Source organism: Sphingomonas sp. YR710 (assembly GCF_900101455.1).
Lineage (GTDB): Bacteria > Pseudomonadota > Alphaproteobacteria > Sphingomonadales > Sphingomonadaceae > Rhizorhabdus.
This window is the reverse complement of sequence record NZ_FMZJ01000001.1, coordinates 301,291-315,661: the sequence shown is the minus strand read 5'-3', so window position 1 is coordinate 315,661 and position 14,371 is coordinate 301,291. Positions and strand designations below refer to the sequence as shown.

General features: G+C 64.3%; 12 protein-coding genes and 1 tRNA gene. 7 read left to right on the top strand and 6 right to left on the bottom strand.

The features are described from left to right. The first annotated feature begins 15 nt into the window (after positions 1–15). On the top strand, positions 16–729 hold the full coding sequence (locus BLS13_RS01515; protein ID WP_093449235.1) for a helix-turn-helix transcriptional regulator: 714 nt from the start codon (positions 16–18) through the stop codon (positions 727–729). Between the two features lie 56 nt (positions 730–785). Here the strand turns inward: BLS13_RS01515 and rpsA are convergent, their stop codons facing one another. The 3 genes from rpsA to aroA form a co-directional block, all read right to left on the bottom strand. After that, positions 786–2,504, bottom strand: a complete 1,719-nt coding sequence (gene rpsA / locus BLS13_RS01510; protein ID WP_093449233.1) for a 30S ribosomal protein S1 — start codon at positions 2,502–2,504, stop codon at positions 786–788. Positions 2,505–2,708: 204 nt separating this feature from the next. Continuing rightward, positions 2,709–3,335 carry a (d)CMP kinase gene (locus tag BLS13_RS01505; RefSeq protein ID WP_093449232.1) on the bottom strand — a complete coding sequence of 209 codons (627 nt, stop codon included), beginning with the start codon at positions 3,333–3,335 and terminating at the stop codon, positions 2,709–2,711. After that, on the bottom strand, positions 3,332–4,666 hold the full coding sequence (gene aroA / locus BLS13_RS01500) for a 3-phosphoshikimate 1-carboxyvinyltransferase (RefSeq protein ID WP_176943385.1): 1,335 nt from the start codon (positions 4,664–4,666) through the stop codon (positions 3,332–3,334). Before aroA ends, BLS13_RS01505 begins: the two co-directional genes overlap by 4 nt. 111 nt (positions 4,667–4,777) lie before the next feature. On the opposite strand from aroA, the gene BLS13_RS01495 reads away from it, so the two are divergent. The 5 genes from BLS13_RS01495 to BLS13_RS01475 all read left to right on the top strand — a co-directional run bounded on the left by BLS13_RS01495 (position 4,778) and on the right by BLS13_RS01475 (position 8,550). After that, complete coding sequence (locus BLS13_RS01495; protein ID WP_093449229.1) at positions 4,778–5,098, top strand: TIGR02300 family protein; 321 nt, start codon at positions 4,778–4,780, stop codon at positions 5,096–5,098. 143 nt (positions 5,099–5,241) lie between these two features. Next, positions 5,242–5,317: transfer RNA gene (locus BLS13_RS01490), tRNA-Ala, on the top strand. Between the two features lie 210 nt (positions 5,318–5,527). Further along, positions 5,528–5,863 carry a hypothetical protein gene (locus BLS13_RS01485; protein WP_176943384.1) on the top strand — a complete coding sequence of 112 codons (336 nt, stop codon included), beginning with the start codon at positions 5,528–5,530 and terminating at the stop codon, positions 5,861–5,863. Positions 5,864–6,196: 333 nt separating this feature from the next. Further along, on the top strand, positions 6,197–7,225 hold the full coding sequence (locus BLS13_RS01480; RefSeq protein WP_093449226.1) for an aldo/keto reductase: 1,029 nt from the start codon (positions 6,197–6,199) through the stop codon (positions 7,223–7,225). A 125-nt stretch (positions 7,226–7,350) separates the two neighbouring features. Further along, positions 7,351–8,550 carry a sensor histidine kinase gene (locus BLS13_RS01475; protein ID WP_218123213.1) on the top strand — a complete coding sequence of 400 codons (1,200 nt, stop codon included), beginning with the start codon at positions 7,351–7,353 and terminating at the stop codon, positions 8,548–8,550. Between the two features lie 121 nt (positions 8,551–8,671). On the opposite strand, the gene BLS13_RS01470 is transcribed toward BLS13_RS01475, so the two are convergent. Continuing rightward, positions 8,672–9,712, bottom strand: a complete 1,041-nt coding sequence (locus BLS13_RS01470; RefSeq protein WP_256325652.1) for an AI-2E family transporter — start codon at positions 9,710–9,712, stop codon at positions 8,672–8,674. A gap of 64 nt (positions 9,713–9,776) precedes the next feature. Then, positions 9,777–12,374 carry a cation-translocating P-type ATPase gene (locus BLS13_RS01465; RefSeq protein ID WP_093449221.1) on the bottom strand — a complete coding sequence of 866 codons (2,598 nt, stop codon included), beginning with the start codon at positions 12,372–12,374 and terminating at the stop codon, positions 9,777–9,779. A gap of 349 nt (positions 12,375–12,723) precedes the next feature. Between BLS13_RS01465 and BLS13_RS01460 the strand changes: the two genes are divergently transcribed. Beyond that, positions 12,724–13,566, top strand: coding sequence for a thioesterase family protein (locus BLS13_RS01460; RefSeq protein WP_176943383.1), 843 nt, complete (start codon positions 12,724–12,726; stop codon positions 13,564–13,566). Here the strand turns inward: BLS13_RS01460 and BLS13_RS01455 are convergent. Beyond that, positions 13,563–14,369: an enoyl-CoA hydratase-related protein gene (locus tag BLS13_RS01455; RefSeq protein ID WP_093449218.1), complete on the bottom strand. Its 807-nt coding sequence runs from the start codon at positions 14,367–14,369 to the stop codon at positions 13,563–13,565. The two genes, BLS13_RS01460 and BLS13_RS01455, sit on opposite strands and share 4 nt — an antisense overlap. Between the last annotated feature and the right edge of the window lie 2 nt (positions 14,370–14,371).

The following is a 14,371-nucleotide window of genomic DNA, read 5'->3' as shown; positions in this document are numbered from 1 at the left end:
GGATATCCCTGAATCATGAGACGCGCCGACCGATTATTTCAGATCGTGCAGATATTGCGACGAAGCGGCGCACCGGTGACGGCCGCCGCGATCGGCGCCGAGCTGGAGGCTTCGCAGCGCACCGTCTATCGCGACATCGCCGATCTGATCGGGCAGCGCGTGCCGATCACCGGCGCCGCGGGCTTCGGCTATGTGCTCGACAAAGGCTTCGACATGCCGCCGCTGATGCTAACGCCCGACGAGATCGAAGCGGCGGTGCTGGGCGCACTTTGGGTTGCAGCGCGCGGCGATCCGGCGCTGGCGAAGGCTGCGCGCGATCTGATAGCCAAGATCGATGCCGTCATCCCTGCGCACCTCCACCCTTTCATCGCCGAGCCCACTGCCGCAACGCCGCCCGCCAAACCGATGCCACCCGACGGAATCGACATCGCGCAGACGCGCACCTGGATCCGCGCGGGCCGGAAAATCCGGATCGATTATCGCGACGAGCAGGGCGCGATCAGCGCGCGCGTGATCTGGCCAGTCGCCGTCGGCTATCTCGATATGGTGCGCATGCTGTTCGGCTGGTGCGAACTCAGAACCGATTTTCGCAGCTTCCGCGCCGATCGCGTGCTGGCCGCCGATTTCCTCGACGAACGGCATGGCGAACGGCCGGCTCTACTGCGGGCGCGATGGTCGCGGTATATGGCCGAACGACGGGAGCGGCGGGCGGCCAGCTGCGCCCCATGAAAAAAGGCGCGGAAGCTTCCCTCCGCGCCCTCTTCATATTCGGATCGAATGAACGATCAGCTGTTCTGGCGAGCCTTGAGCGCTTCGCCCAGGATGTCGCCGAGCGATGCGCCCGAATCGGACGAACCGTACTGCGCGACAGCCTGCTTCTCTTCGGCGATCTGCATCGCCTTGATCGAGAAGGTCGGCTTCTTCGAACGATCGAAGCCCGTCACCATCGCGTCAAACTTCTGGCCGACCTGGAAACGCTCCGGACGCTGCTCGTCGCGGTCGCGGCCGAGGTCGTTGCGCTTGATGAAGCCGATCGCGCCGTCGTCGCCAACCTGCACGTCGAGCCCGCCGTCGGTAACCGCCATGACGGTGACCGTGACGACAGCGTTCTTGTTGACCTTCGGGCCCGCGCCTTCGCCGCCAGCCGGAGCCGACGAAACGCCGCCACGCTCGAGCTGCTTGATGCCGAGCGAGATACGCTCTTTCTCGGCGTCGATATCGAGCACGATCGCCTTGACGGTCTCACCCTTGTGATGCAGCGCCAGCGCTTCTTCGCCGGTCACGCCCCAGGCGATATCCGACATGTGGACCATGCCGTCGACATCGCCATCGAGCCCGATGAACAGGCCGAATTCGGTGGCGTTCTTGACTTCGCCCTCGACGGTCGAACCGATCGGATGCTGTTCGGCGAACGAATCCCACGGATTGTTGATCGCCTGCTTGAGGCCCAGCGAGATGCGACGCTTGTCAGCGTCGACCTCGAGGATGACCACATCGACTTCCTGCGAAGTGGAGACGATCTTGCCCGGATGGACGTTCTTCTTGGTCCAGGACATTTCGGAAACATGGACGAGGCCCTCGATGCCGGCTTCGAGCTCGACGAACGCACCATATTCGGTGATGTTCGTGACGCGGCCCGAGAATTTGCCACCGATCGGATATTTGACCGCGGCGCCTTCCCACGGATCGCTCTCGAGCTGCTTCATGCCGAGCGAGATGCGCTGCGTGTCCTTGTTGATGCGGATGATCTGCACCTTCACGACATCGCCGATGTTGATCATCTCGTTCGGATGGCCAACGCGCTTGTAGCTGAGATCGGTGACGTGCAGCAGGCCATCGATGCCGCCGAGATCGACGAACGCGCCGTAATCGGTGATGTTCTTGACGACACCCTCGATCACCTGGCCTTCGGCGAGCGACTGGATCAGGCCCGAACGCTGCTCGGCGCGGGTTTCTTCGAGAACGGCGCGACGCGAGACGACGATGTTGCCGCGGCGGCGATCCATCTTGAGGATCTGGAACGGCTGCGGGATATCCATCAGCGGGGTGACATCGCGCACGGGGCGGATATCGACCTGCGAGCCGGGGAGGAAGGCCACGGCGCCGTTGAGGTCGACGGTGAAGCCGCCCTTCACGCGGCCGAAGATCACGCCTTCGACGCGGGTGGACTGGCCGAATTCGGCTTCGAGCTTGTCCCAGGCGGCTTCGCGACGGGCGCGGTCGCGGCTGAGCATCGCTTCGCCATGAACATTTTCAACGCGATCGACATAGACTTCGACTTCGTCGCCAACCTTGAGATCGGCCTTCTGGCCGGGGGCAGCGAATTCGCGCAGCGCGACGCGACCTTCGGACTTCAGTCCGACGTCGATCACGGCCATGTCATTTTCGATTGCGGTAACGGTGCCCTTCACGACGCGGCCTTCGAAGCCTTCGTTTTCGCCGCCGAGGGTCTGATTCAGGAGGGCCGCGAAATCTTCGCGGGTTGGATTTGCCATAGTGGCCATAGACACAGTGTCTCTTTCTAACGGTTTTTCCGGCCATCCGGTTGGTTCCGGAGGTCTTAAGGCCAGAATGCCCCGCGAACCCCATGCCCGCGCAGCATCCATTGGATGATCGAATCGCGGACAGCCTGGTTCAAAACACGATAAGCGCGCCAAATCACCGGCAAACGCCGGATCTCTGACACGCCATGCCGGCGATCGCTATGTTTAGCGGTCTGCCACCTGGGCTTCCACGAGCGCAATCGCCCGCTGGACGGCCGCGTCTATACCCAGTTCGCTGGTGTCCAGCAAGTCCGCATCCTCCGCCTGCCGCAACGGCGCCGCGGCTCGGCCCGAATCGCGCTCGTCCCGCGCGAGTATATCGGCAAGGATGGCGTCAAAGCCCACATCCTGCCCCATCGACTGCATCTCACGAAAGCGCCGCTCGGCACGAACCCGGGACGATGCGGTCACGAACAATTTGGCGTCGGCATCGGGCGCAATCACCGTGCCGATGTCCCGGCCGTCGAGCACCGCACCGCCCGTCTGGGTCGCGAAATCGCGCTGCCGCTCGAGCAGTGCCTCGCGCACCTGCGGGTGCGCCGATACCAATGACGCCGCCTTGCCCGCCGCCTCGGTCTTGAGCGCAGGATCGTCGAGCAATGCCGCCGCGAAGTTGCAGCCGAGCAAGGCGTCCTCGGCATCGGCCGGATCCCCGCCGGCATGCATCACCGATACTGCGACCGCGCGGTACAACAAGCCGGTATCGAGATGCGGCAGGCTATAATGGCGCGCGAGCGCCTTGGCGATCGTGCCCTTGCCGGATGCAGCCGGTCCATCGACGGCAATGATCATGAAATGTCGCCCCCCAATCCCGTCATCAATTCGACGAATCCCGGAAAGCTTGTCGCAACCGGGGTCATATCGTCAATCTCGACCCGCGCTTTCGATACTAGCCCGGCGACCGCAAAGCTCATCGCGATGCGGTGGTCGAGTTTCGTGGCGATCGTCGCGCCGCCGGCCAGCGGCGCGCCGCCGGTGCCGTCGATGATCAGGCCGTCCTCAAGCTCTTCGACGCGCGCGCCGATCGCGCGGAGCCCCTCGGCCATCGTGGCCAGCCGGTCCGATTCCTTGACTCGCAACTCCTCCAGCCCGCGCGCGATAGTGCGGCCTTCGGCGAGCGCGGCGGCGACGAACAGGATCGGGAATTCGTCGACCATGCTCGGCACGCATTCGATCGGCACCTCGATGCCTTTCATCGCCGAGGCGCGGACGACGAGATCGGCAACCGGCTCGCCGCCGACCGTGCGGGCGTTCGCGAACTCGATGTCACCGCCCATCATCCGCAGCACATCGAACAAGGCGGCTCGCGTGGGATTGAGCCCGACATTGGTGATGGTGATCGCCGATCCGGGCACGAGCAATCCGGCCACCACCGGGAAGGCCGCCGAGGACGGATCGCCGGGCACGACGATATTCTGCGGCCTGAGTTCGGCCTCGCCACGAATCGAGATGACCCGCGTCGTGCCATCGAGTTCGACCGCCAGATCGGCGCCGAAACCGGACAGCATGCGTTCGCTATGATCGCGGGTCGGCACCGGTTCGATCACGCGGGTGATGCCCGGCGTGTTGAGCCCTGCCAGCAATATCGCCGACTTGACCTGCGCCGACGCCACCGGCAGCCGATATTCGATCGGCACCGCCGGCGCGATCCCGCGCAGCATCAGCGGCAGGCGCCCGCCGGGACTCGAGGTGAACTCCGCGCCCATCAGGCTGAGCGGTTCGATCACGCGGTTCATCGGCCGGCGCGACAGCGAAGCATCGCCGGTGAAAGCCGCAGTGATCGCGTGGCTGGCGACCAGCCCCATCAGCAGCCGGGTCGACGTGCCCGAATTGCCCATGTCCAGCGCCGCCTGCGGCTGCAGCAGCCCGCCGACGCCGACGCCATATATTCGCCAGCGGCCGTCGGCGGCGCGCTGGATATCGGCGCCCATCGCCCGCATCGCGGCAGCGGTAGCCAGCACATCCTCGCCCTCGAGCAGCCCCTCGACGACGGACTCGCCGACGGCCAGCGCCGACAGCATCAGCGACCGGTGCGAGATCGACTTGTCGCCGGGGACGGTAGCCGTACCGCTCAGCGCGGCGGGCGCGGTGAACGCCAGAGGTCGGGGAGAAGATATGTGCATCGGGCGCGGCTTTTGACAGCGGCGCCACGCTATGGCAAGGCGCGCGGCGTTTCGTGTTCCGGTCATCCGGCCGGCCCACGACCTTTCACTTGTTTTCTGGAGATTATCACCGTGGTGAAACCTGAATGGGGCACCAAGCGGACCTGCCCGAAATGCGGCACACGCTTTTACGACCTCGAAAAGGATAACCCCGTCACCTGCATCGAATGCGGTGCGGCCTGGGAGCCCGATCCGATTCTCAAGTCGAAGCAGCCGCTGCCATTCGACGCACCGAAGAAGGATCTGGAGATCGACAAGGTCGCCGATACCGACCTGTCCGACGACGATCTGGACATCGACGAGGATGCCGAGCAGAATCCGGACGACGATGTCGATCTGGGCGGCGACGACGATATCGGCGTGGCGACGACCGGCGACGACGACGACAATTGATATTTGCTGCCCGGCGCGGCGCTCCGCCGATTGCCGGGCAGGAAAAAAACAGCAAGATCGACAAAAGCACTCTTGCAGGCTGCCGCGCCCTGACCTAAAGCGCGGCCCTCGCTGCCGGTCCCACCCGGCAGCCGAATAGGTTCGGGGCCGTAGCTCAGCTGGGAGAGCGCTGCGATGGCATTGCAGAGGTCTGGGGTTCGATCCCCCACGGCTCCACCAATTCCCACGGACTGTTCATCCGAGTTCAGCCAATAGCGCCGGAATGACGGCTGCGCCTTTTCGCCGGCGCGGTGTTTCAACCGGATCGATCGCGCGCTCTGCCAGCCAACGGCGAGCGCCAACCAGCAGACATGTCCCATCAACGAAATCGCTCCGGCCGCAACCGGCCCGGCCTCTGCGCGTTAGGGCCGCATCACAAAGGAGAGCGAGATGAGAAGCAAGCTAGCGATGGGCGCCCTGGTTGCCCTGATTACCGGCCCGATCCTCCTGCCCGCGCCTGGAATCGCCCAGAGTTCGGATGGCTACAGGCGCGATTCGGATGATTACCGACATGATCGGGTTTATCGTAACCAGGGCGGCGATTATCGCCATCGCTGTGGCGGCGGAAATGGCGCGGTGGGTACCGTGGCCGGCGGCGTCGGCGGCGCGGTGATCGGAAACGCGTTGGGCGGCGGCACGCTGGGCACCGTGGCCGGTGGCCTCGGCGGAGCCCTGCTCGGCCGGCACCTCGACAAGGAAAATACCAAGTCGAAGAACAACTGCTGACACGACAGGAAGCGGGTAGCGGAGGCGCTGTGCGTTTTTGCTACCCGCCTCCTTCCTCCTGCTGCCACCGATTTCTTTCGCAGCGGACGATTTTCCCGCATTGCCGCTCGACGCAATCTATTATCGGCGGCGTCATGGATAATCCGCTATGCGCCCATGACGAAGGCATCGTTGCCAATCGTTCTGATCACCGACAGTGTCGGCTCGAGAATTCCGCACCTTTTCGTTTTCGGCGCCGGATCAGCTTCGGAAAGGCCGGGCACGAAATCGCGGCGCGGCGCCTACTTCGGCTGACGCCTTGTTGCGCTGATGAATGGATTTCGAGAGGATCATATGGAATATCGCCTTCTTGGCCGCAGCGGCCTTTATGTTTCCGCCTTGTCCTTCGGCACGATGACCTTTGGCGGCGGCATGTCCGGCGACGTCCAGCGCGACGATGCGCGCGTCATGGTCGATCTTTGTCTCGATGCCGGCGTCAACCTGTTCGACACCGCCGACGTCTATTCGGACGGGCGTTCCGAAGAGATATTGGGCGATGTGCTCAAAGGGCGTCGCCAGGATGTGCTGATCGCGACCAAGGCGTTCGGCAAGGTAGCGCCTGGGCCCAATGGCCAGGGCCTTTCGCGCAAGCATCTGATGGATGCCTTCGATGCCAGCCTCGAGCGGCTGGGCACCGACTATATCGATCTCTATCAGGTCCACAATTTCGACGCGCTGACACCGATGGACGAGATATTGCGTACGCTCGACGATCTCGTGCGCGCGGGCAAGGTCCGCTATATCGGCCATTCGAACTGGGCGGCCTGGCACCTCGCCAAGGCGGCTGGGATAGCCGAAAGGCGCAATTTCACACCCTTTGTCAGCCAGCAGATCCAATATTCGCTGCTCAAGCGCGATGCCGAATTCGAGATGCTGCCCGCCGGTGTCGATCAGGGCGTAGGCGCGCTGATCTGGAGCCCGCTCGCGCAAGGCTATCTGTCCGGTAAGTTCCGCAACGACGTAGCGGAGGTGACGCGGCTCGGCTCGGTCGGCCAAGTCAAATATTGGGACAATGACGATGCCCGCAATGTCCTGCAGACGCTGGAAGAGGTCGCCGCCGGCTATCCCGGCGCAAGCCTTTCACAGGTCGCGCTGAACTTCGTGCGCCGCCAGCCAGGCGTCAGCTCCGTCCTGATCGGCGCGCACAGGATCGACCAGCTCAAGGACAACCTTGCCGCCGCAACCTGGTCGCTGAGCGATGTTGATATGGCGAAACTCGATCGCGCCAGCCGCAAGGGCCTGCCCTATCCCGTTTCGCACCACCGCACTTATGGCCGAGGCCGCATCCCCGCGCTGCCGCTGCAACCGATTGCGGCAGACTGATCGTAAAGCTGGCCATGGCTAAAGCCGAAACTCAAAAAAGTTCCAAGTAATGATGCTATTTGTTCGAATAATATCTGGTTTCCATCTTTATTGAACGTGCGTAATGTCGTGCGATGAGCGGCATTTTGCATTCAACTACTCGGCCGGCGGCGGCAGATGTGTTCATTACCAGCACCCTGATGTCGCGGCCGCCGCGCCGCGCCGACGAACGTGGCGAGCGGCTCGCGCTTCAGGCCCTCGCGGCGCGGATGGCGAACAATCCGGCTGATGTGCTGCCCCATTTCGTCGACCTCGCCATGACGATGACCGATGCAATCGCGGCGGGATTAAGCCTCTATGACGAAGAGACTGCGCCCGACGTCTTCGAGTGGCGCCATCTGCGCGGCAGCCTCGCCCGGTTCGAACATGCCCAGACGCCGCGCAAACATAGTCCCTGCGGGGTGACGCTCGATTGCAATGGCCCGACGCTCGCAGCCTATCCCGAACGCGTCTATGAATGGATCAGCGATGCCGGGATCGTCGTCCCCGAAGTGTTGCTTGTCCCTCTTTATATCGGCGGCGCGCCGCTCGGCACCTTGTGGGTGGTCTCCGAAGAGGATGGCCATTTCGACAGCGGCGATGCCCGGATGATCGGCGAACTGGCAGGCTTCGTCGGCATCGCGCTGCGGATGGCACAAAATGAGGCTCGCCTCCGCCAAGCCCTCGAACAACAGGAAATCGTCGCCAAGGAGATGAGCCACCGCCTCAAGAATATCTTTGCCATGGCGGACGGGATGATCCGGATCAGCGCCCGTAGCGCCCAGACGCCGGCCGATATGGCGCAGGCCTTGTCCGGCCGGCTCCATGCCCTTGCCAACGCCCATTCGCTGGTGCGCCGCAAGGTCAGCGACATCGGTGCGGCAAGTTCGGCGACCGATCTTTCGGAGCTGATCCAGGCCATCGTGAAGGCACATGATCCGGCTGAAGGCGATGTCGCTTCGCGCTTCTCCATCAAAGGATTGCCGATCGATTGCGGTGATCATGCGAGCAACGGTATCGCCCTGGTGATTCACGAACTGGCGACCAACGCGGCCAAATATGGTGCGCTTTCTCAAAAGGACGGGCATGTCGCGATCCGGTGGCAGGCCGATGGCGACAGATTGTTCCTGTCGTGGGTTGAAACCGGTGGCCCACCCATCGACGGGGCTCCGAACCAGACCGGCTTTGGCACGACGCTGGCCGAACGGACCGTGCGCGGCCAGTTTCGCGGCACGGTCGACCGCGAGTGGCGCACGCAAGGGCTTGTCGTAACGATGACGCTGGCGCTCGACCGGGTCGGTGTTTGAGTGGCGCCGTAGCCTGGATCGAAGTCCGCTTCGATTGCATCGGCTCGACCGCCCCAGGCCATGGATTTAACGCGATTTCCGAGTCACCGGACGATGCCATCCGGTTCGAAGTCGCTTCAGGTCATCGCGGCTGTTTCGCCAGTATCTTCCAGCTGGCAAGGAAGAGCGCGGCGATGACCGGGCCGATCACGAGGCCGTTGAAACCGAGCACCTCGAGCCCGCCCAATGTCGATATCAGCACGACATAGTCGGGCATCCGCGCATCGCGACCGACGAGGATCGGGCGCAATATGTTGTCGACCATGCCGATCACGAACAGCCCGCACAGGATCAGCACGATCCCCTGCCACAGCGCGCCAGTCACCAGCAGGTAAATGGCGACGGGCACCCAGATCAGCCCCGTCCCGATCGCCGGGAACAGCGACAGGAAGCCCATCGCCACGCCCCACAGCAATGCCGCATGGATGCCCAGCGCCCAGAATATGATCCCGCCGATCACGCCCTGAACCGCCGCCACCACAAGACTGCCTTTGATCGTCGCACGAACGACGGTGATGAACTGATCGAAGAGCGCGGTGCGCCGATCGGCTTGAAGCGGGACGGCCTGTTCGATCCGTGCCGAAAGCGTCTTGCCGTCGCGCAGCAGGAAGAAGGTCACATAGAGCATCACGCCGAGCGCCACCACGAACCCGAAGGCGCTCTGGCCGAGACTGAAGGCCTGCGCGGTCAGTGATTGGAACCGGGCCGCAATCCCCGCGCTCAGTTTCGCCTGCACTGCCGCAAAGTCGCTCAGCCCCGAACGCTCCATCAATCCGGTCAGCCAGTGTGGCAGATGTGCCTGGAACCGGACGAAAAATGTGGCGGGATCGATCGCGCCACTCTGGATCCGGGCATAGACGTTGGTCGCTTCCTGCAGCAGCAGCGCCGCCAGGAACAAGGCCGGCAGCACGACCACGGTGATGATCACCAGCAGGGTCAGAAGGGCGGCAAGATTGCGTCGCCGTGGCATTGCGCGCAGCAGGCGATCGTTGAGTGGCGCAAACAGGATCGCGGCGACCACGCTCCAGAGAATCGCGCCGAACAACGGCAGTACGATCCACGCAAAGGCTGCGGACACGGCAAGAACGAAGATCAGGAAAGCAGGGTCTTGGATGCGGCGCACGGATACGTCCCGACAGGTTGTGACGGCGCGAGGGATCGCCCGTCATCGCTTCTGTCGCCAATCTTCACGGATCGGACGCCACATTCAAGGCCGCATCCCGGCGCAGTGCCGGCCCGACCAGCGCCTTCAACGTCTCGAGCAACACCAGCAACAGGCCGCCTGCTCCGCCCGCCACCGCAAGATCGATCCATCGCACCTGTTCGAAATGAAGCAGTATCTGGATGGGCGAGACCAGCAGAATCAACGCCGATATCGTCAGGATCGCCCCGAACACCCAGGTCAGCGCGCGGTTTTGCCGACCGAGCGCCTGCGCAATCGAGGTACTGAACGAGCGATTGACGAGGATCAGCGCGAGGATCGCCGCGATCAGCGCGAAGAAAGTCAAGGCGCGGATCTCCGGCTCCGGCATCCCGCGGTGGCTGGCGATCACGAACAAGCCACCAACCGTCACGAAGGCAAGGCCGCCCTGAAATATGCTCCACCCGATCATGGGCAGCGAAAAGAGCCGGGCCTGAGGTGGCCTTGGCTTGCGCCGCATAAGATCGCCCTCGTCACGTTCGGCTTCAAACACGAGCGCGCAGACCGGGTCGATCACCATTTCGAGCAGGGCGATATGGATCGGGCCGAACAGGATCGGCAGCCCGAGCACGAGCGGCAACAACGCCAACCCCGCGATCGGGACATGCACCGCGAAGATGAACGCCATCGCCTTGCGGATATTGTCGTAGATCCGGCGGCCAAGCCGCACCGCCTTCACGATCGAGCCGAAATCGTCATCGAGCAACACGATCGCCGCCGCCTCGCGCGCGACATCGGTACCGCGCTTGCCCATCGCGATGCCGATATGCGCAGCCTTGAGCGACGGCGCATCATTGACCCCGTCGCCGGTCATCGCGACGATTTCGCCATCGGCCTTGAACGCCGCGACGATCCGCAATTTCTGCTCGGGCATGATCCGCGCGAAGACGGTGACGGTCTTGAGGCGTTCGGCGAGCTGGGTATCGTCGAGCGCGGCCAGATCGGGGCCGGTCAGCACGTCGCCATCGATTATGCCGGCCTGCGCCGCGATCGAGCGGGCGGTGGCCGCATAGTCGCCAGTGATCATCACCACCCTGATGCCCGCGGCACGGCATTCGGCAACTGCGGCGGGCACGCTCGCGCGCAGGGGATCGGCCAGCCCGATCAGCCCGACGAGCGAGAAATCATGATCGTGCTGGCCGTCTGGCCATGCCGCGCCGGCCGCCACCGCCGCCGTCGCGACGCCGAGCACGCGCATGCCCTTTTCCGCCATCGCATCGACCGCCGCCGTCAGCCGTTCGATCTCCCCGGCCGGAAGGTGGCACAGCGCCGCGATCGCTTCTGGCGCGCCCTTGGCGGCAACGGTGCAGGCCCCCGCCCCTTCGGCGGGCTGCCAGATGTTGGACATCGCCAGCAATTCGGGGCGCAGGCCATAAGCATGGACCAGCGTCGGCTTAAGACGGCCGGCGTCCACCGCCGGGATGAGCCGCCCCGCACCATGAAACGCGATCTCCATCGGATCGACCGGGACCGGCGCGCTCGCCAGAATGCTCGTTTCTATCAATGGCTGGAACGGTGCGGCAAGATCGCCATCGGCGGTGATGGTCGCGCTCTCGCCCGAGGCCAGCCAGAGCTCGGCCACCGCCATGCGATTTTCGGTGAGCGTGCCGGTCTTGTCGGTACACAGGACCGTCGCCGATCCGAGCGTCTCGATCGCCGCCGCACGGCGCGTGAGCACACCCGCCTGCGCAATGCGCCACGCCCCCATCGCGAGGAAGATCGTCAGCACCACCGGAAACTCCTCCGGTAGCATCGACATGCCGATCGCGATGCCGGCCAGCACCGCGTCAAGCCATCCGCCCCGCAACATGCCGAACAGCAACACGACCAGCAGCGCCACGGCGCCACCGCCGATCCCGCACAGCCGAACGATCCGGGCGGTCTCCTGCCGAAGCCGTGGCGGCTCGGGATCGAGCGTGGCCAGCGACTGGCCGATCCGCCCGATCTCGCTCTGTGCGCCCGTGGCGATCACCCGCGCCAGCCCGGTGCCACGCGTGACCAGCGATCCGGAATAGACGATCGGCTGATCCTCGCCGCCAGGCCGCCGCTCAGCCGGCATCGCATCATCGGCGCGGACGCATTTGCGCACCGCCAGCGATTCGCCGGTCAGCAGCGATTCGTCCGCTTGCAGATCGTCGGCGGTCAGCAGCGACGCATCGGCCGCGACCCGATCGCCCTGCTCGAGCACCAGCAGATCGCCGCGCACGACCTCGCGCCCGGCAACGCGGATCCGCGCACCGTCGCGGATCACCAGCGCGCGCGGCGCGGAAAGATCGCGCAGCGCCTCGAGCACATGTTCGGTGCGGCTTTCCTGGATCACGGTCACGACGATCGAAAAAGTCGCGAAGGCGAGCAGGATCAGCGCCTCGGCAAGGCTACCGAGCAGCAGATAGGCAATCCCGCCGACGAGCAGCAGCGCGAGCATCGGTTCACGCAGAACTTCACCGGCAATGCGCAGCGACGAGCGCCGATCGGCCCGGGGCAGTTCGTTCGGCCCCTCGGCCGCGAGCAGGGCCAGCGCTTCGGCCGATGAAAGGCCGCTCAGGGGTGGATCGGACGCAATCCCGGTCGCAGCGATCGTCATGGCGGTCCTCTTGGGATGAGACGTCGTTGATAGCCGAGCGCGCGTAGCCGCGACGTAGGTAATAGCACGGGGATTTGCGTTATCGTGGGACGAGCCGTTCAATCCGTCTTACGGGGCCGCAATGGCCGGTCGCTTGGATCGGACTGCGGCAATTCTCCGACCATGGCGTGAAACGGGGCAAGCAACGCGCGATATGGGTCGATGCCAGGCCGTGCCTGTCGATTTTCCAGCCGATGGCATCCTCTAACCATGTCCGCGAGCATGCCTGAATGCCTGCTTCTCCCTTTTGGCGGACGGTTGGATATGCTTGATGCGTGGCAGCATATGCCCGCAAAAGGATCGCACTCCCTTGTCGAAGCCCAACTCCCAGTCCTCGTCGTTGAACCTCCAATGCACGGGCGAAGGCCGTTTCAGCCTTTTCCTCGACGCCCCGCTCTGTACGGGGGCCCGGGACGATCGCCACTTGTTCGGCGGCGTTGGAACCGCCGCCGCGATCATGGCGATGGAAGCGCTGTCGGGGCAGTCCGCGCTCTGGGTCTCCGCCCAGTTCCATTCCGTCGCGAAAGTCGGGCAAACACTGGAAGTCGCACAAAAATCGGTGCTCAAAGGCCGCTCTTCGGCCCAGTTTACATTGCATTCGCAGGTGGGCGGCAACACCGTGATGGAAGCTCTTGGCGCGACCGGCATCGCCATCCCGCTCGCCGACGACAGATCATGGTCCAGCCTGGACGGGATACCCGGGCCGAATGCCTCGCAACCGGTCGCTGCCCACCGCAACGCGGACGAAGATGTTCATGGGCGTTTCGAAGCACGGCAGGCGCGCGGGCGTTTCGGCAAATTTTCGCACGATCCTCGTACCACCGACGGGAAAGTGTTGGTTTGGTTTCGGCCCTTTTCGGGGACGATCGACCGCCCGACGCTTGCGATTATCGCCGATTTTCTTCCGGCCTGCACCACCAACGCGCTGGGCGTCCGCTCCGGCGGGCGCAGCATGGATAATCTCGTGCGCTTCATACGGCTGGTCCCCACCGAATGGGTGCTCGCGGAATATCATATCGTCGGCGTGGCCAACGGCGTGGGCCACGGCACGGCGACGCTCTACGCGGAAGACGGGACGCTGCTTGCGTTTGGATCGCAGAGCTTTCGCCTGTCGATAACGCCACGAGCGAGCGAGATTGCCGCCGGAGCCTAGATGAATTTCGGCTCCCGGCGTTCGCGGAAGGCCGCCACGCCTTCGGTCAGGTCCCCCCAACTGAAGGATTCGGTGGTCAAGGCCGCGGCATCGTCGACCGACTGGCCCAGCGTCGCGGCCAGCCCGAGGCGGAGCTGGCGCTTGATCGCGGCCATCGAGCGCGGCGAACGATGATCGGCAAGCGTGCGGGCATAATCGCGCGCGAATGCCGGGAAAGCATCGGCGTCACAGAGTTGCGAGACGAGGCCGACGCGAACCGCTTCTTCTCCTGCGATGGTACGCGCCGAGAGCAGCATGTCGGAGGCAAAACCCATCCCGACGATACGCGGCAGAAGGAACGCAATCGCCTGTTCCGCGGCCAGACCCATTTTTGCGAAGCTGGCGATGAAGCGCGCCTTGCTCGATCCCAATCGAACGTCGCAGGCCAGCGCCAGCGACAGCCCCGCGCCGGCGCAGGCGCCGTTGACCGCGGCAACGACCGGCTTGGAAATCGCGAGCGGCAAGGTGTAGCGCCGGCATAAAGCCGGCTCGACCTCCGGGAAAGCCGCGCCAAGATCGATCGAAGACCCGCGTTTCGCACCGCCGCCGGCCGTCACTTCCTCGATCCGCTCCATGCTGGCGCCCGCGCAGAACCCGTTACCGGCCCCGGTCAACAGGATTGCCCGAACCGTATCGTCTGTCCCCGCCTCCACCAGCGCCTCATCGAGCTCCTGGCCCATCTCGGCGTCGATCGCATTCAACCGCTCGGGTGCGTTCAGGGTTATGATCGCGAGATGACCTTCGCGTTCGAGCATTACTTGCATTG

What these genes read in the sequence shown, in the direction of transcription:
- aroA (WP_176943385.1), bottom strand. Translation starts at nt 4,666, where the DNA reads ATGCACATATCTTCTCCCCGACCTCTGGCGTTCACCGCGCCCGCCGCG.
- BLS13_RS01480 (WP_093449226.1), top strand. Translation starts at nt 6,197, where the DNA reads ATGGAATATCGCCTTCTTGGCCGCAGCGGCCTTTATGTTTCCGCCTTG.
- BLS13_RS01505 (WP_093449232.1), bottom strand. Translation starts at nt 3,335, where the DNA reads ATGATCATTGCCGTCGATGGACCGGCTGCATCCGGCAAGGGCACGATC.
- BLS13_RS01485 (WP_176943384.1), top strand. Translation starts at nt 5,528, where the DNA reads ATGAGAAGCAAGCTAGCGATGGGCGCCCTGGTTGCCCTGATTACCGGC.
- rpsA (WP_093449233.1), bottom strand. Translation starts at nt 2,504, where the DNA reads ATGGCCACTATGGCAAATCCAACCCGCGAAGATTTCGCGGCCCTCCTG.
- BLS13_RS01465 (WP_093449221.1), bottom strand. Translation starts at nt 12,374, where the DNA reads ATGACGATCGCTGCGACCGGGATTGCGTCCGATCCACCCCTGAGCGGC.
- BLS13_RS01455 (WP_093449218.1), bottom strand. Translation starts at nt 14,369, where the DNA reads ATGCAAGTAATGCTCGAACGCGAAGGTCATCTCGCGATCATAACCCTG.
- BLS13_RS01515 (WP_093449235.1), top strand. Translation starts at nt 16, where the DNA reads ATGAGACGCGCCGACCGATTATTTCAGATCGTGCAGATATTGCGACGA.